We start from the raw sequence: 2,056 nt of genomic DNA on the forward strand, positions 1-2,056 counted from the left end.
CCGGCACGGCAACGCCGTACCCAGCCAGCAGCCCCGCGACGACCAGCCCGATCACGACTGACCGGGCATCGACCTCCAGCAACGACCGGCCTGCTGCTGAACCCGAGCCGCAACGGCCGCAGGTCCCATCAGCAACAGTCCGGAAGTCGTAGTCATGTCCCCCATCATGCGCACGTGGTCAACCCCATTTGCCGAGCTCCGTTGACCAAACGGACCGGAGTCCGTATCGTTCTCGAACGTAACCGGACTACAGTCCGATAAACCTGGAAGGCATCACCATGAGCACCCTGCTGCACATCGCGTCGTCGCCCCGTGGGGACAAGTCGGAGTCCTTGCGAATCGCGGACACGTTCGTCGACACCTATCGCGAGACACACCCCGGCGACGAGGTCGTCACCTGGAACCTGTGGGATGGCACGCTCCCGGAGTTCGGCCCGGCGGCGGCCGGCGCCAAGATGACGTTCATCGCCGGCGAAGCCCTCGAGGGCGAAGAAGCCGCCGCCTGGGACGCCGTACAGGCAACCGTCCAACGCTTCCTCGCCGCGGACCGCCTCCTGTTCAGCGTGCCGATGTGGAACGCGGGCGTCCCCTACATCCTCAAGCAGTTCATCGACGTGATCTCCCAGCCCGGCACGATCTGGGGCCTGGACCCGCACACCGGCTACCAGCCCCTACTAGCCGGCACCGGCCGCAAAGCAGCCGTCATCTACACCAGCGGCGTCTGGGGCCCACAACTGGGCCCCGCCTTCGGCACCAACTTCCAGTCCACCTTCTTCGACGACTGGCTCCGCTGGACCGGCATCCACGACATCACCGAAATCCGCTACCACCCCACCCTCACCGGCGACGCCCCGCAAGCCCGCGAAGAAGCTCTATCCACCGCCCGCTCCACCGCCAAGACCTTCTGAGCGGTATGTGCCGATCAAGGTGACTGGCGAGGACGTCGGTTCGACTGCGAGACGGGTCCGCAGGCCGGTCAGGAACTCCTGGAACGCGGGCAGCCGTCCCAGCACATCAGCGCCCGAGGCAACAATGTGCACGAACTCGTTGCCGTGCCGATAGACGCTGTAGCTGAGGTCCTCAGGTGCCTCGACGGCGAGCTCCGCGAACACGCTCTCGATCGCCGACTGGTTCGCGTCCGCGGCCCAGTCGGCGGTCCGGTAGCGGACGATCTGCGTCATCACCGTGCCGTCTCCTTCAGCTCCCGAGTTCGGTCAGGCTGCCGGGTAGCCCGAAATTGCCGAACAGCCCCGGGTCGCGGAACGCCACGACATGGGCGATCCCGGCGGCCGTCACATCGAGGACATGGATGCCTTCGGGCCGGAACTCCCCGGAACTCTCCCGCAAATAGAGCGCGGCGGCGGGCTGCCCGTTCGCCCTCGTCAGCACACCGCGCCACGCTCCCCCGGCGACGCGGTCGCGAAGGAACGCGGCGACCGTCTCCCGGCCGGCGAACCACGAAGTATGGGGCGGCATCTCGAACACGACGTCCTCCGTCAGCAGCGCGGCGAGCCGATCCGGCGCCGCGTCGACGAAGGCCCCGAGATAGCCCTCGACCGCACGACGCTGATCAGGAGTCTCGCGCAGGTCGTCCCGGCGCACATCCGCGTCCCGGATCCGCCGGCGCGCCCGCAGCAGGTGGTTGTTGATCGATGGCACCGTCAACCGGAGCGCCTCGGCGGTCTCGTCGGCGTGCCACATCAGGACGTCGCGCAGGATGAAGATCGCGCGCTGCGTCGGCGTCAGGTACTGCAGCGCGGCGATCAGCGCGAGCCGTACGCCGACCTGCGCCTCGGCGTGATCGGCCGGGTCCCGGTCGCCACGAAGTACCGCGTCCGCGACCGGGCTCATCCACAGGAATTCCGGGTCCGCGGCGGCCAGCCGGGTCGGGTCGATGTCGTTCGTCGGCATACCGACCGCCGCCGGAAGCGGTCGACGGCGCGCCGCCCGCTGCGCATCCAGGCACACGTTGGTGGCGATCCGGTACAGCCAGGTCCGGATACCGGAGCGCTGCTCCCACGCGTCGTACCCACGGAACGCGCGCAGCATCGTCTCC

3 protein-coding genes are annotated in these 2,056 nt (G+C 68.3%); 1 reads left to right on the forward strand and 2 read right to left on the reverse strand.

All coding sequences use genetic code 11. The annotated features are described in order from the left end of the window. The first annotated feature begins 278 nt into the window (after positions 1 to 278). A complete protein-coding gene (locus VFF46_RS15565; protein ID WP_325037824.1) occupies positions 279 to 908 on the forward strand; it encodes an FMN-dependent NADH-azoreductase in 630 nt (209 codons plus the stop codon). Here VFF46_RS15565 and VFF46_RS15570 read toward each other — a convergent pair. Next, positions 873 to 1,181 (reverse strand): hypothetical protein, encoded by a 309-nt coding sequence (locus VFF46_RS15570; RefSeq protein ID WP_325037825.1) that lies wholly within the window; start codon positions 1,179 to 1,181, stop codon positions 873 to 875. The two genes, VFF46_RS15565 and VFF46_RS15570, sit on opposite strands and share 36 nt — an antisense overlap. A gap of 16 nt (positions 1,182 to 1,197) precedes the next feature. Then, a partial coding sequence (locus tag VFF46_RS15575; RefSeq protein WP_325037826.1) for an RNA polymerase subunit sigma-70 occupies positions 1,198 to 2,056 on the reverse strand: 859 nt, incomplete at its 5' end.

The organism is Kribbella sp., assembly GCF_035655035.1.
Classification (GTDB): Bacteria; Actinomycetota; Actinomycetes; order Propionibacteriales; family Kribbellaceae; genus Kribbella.

Coding starts and splice junctions, on each gene's coding strand:
- VFF46_RS15565 (WP_325037824.1), top strand. CDS start 279: ATGAGCACCCTGCTGCACATCGCGTCGTCGCCCCGTGGGGACAAGTCG.
- VFF46_RS15570 (WP_325037825.1), bottom strand. CDS start 1,181: ATGACGCAGATCGTCCGCTACCGGACCGCCGACTGGGCCGCGGACGCG.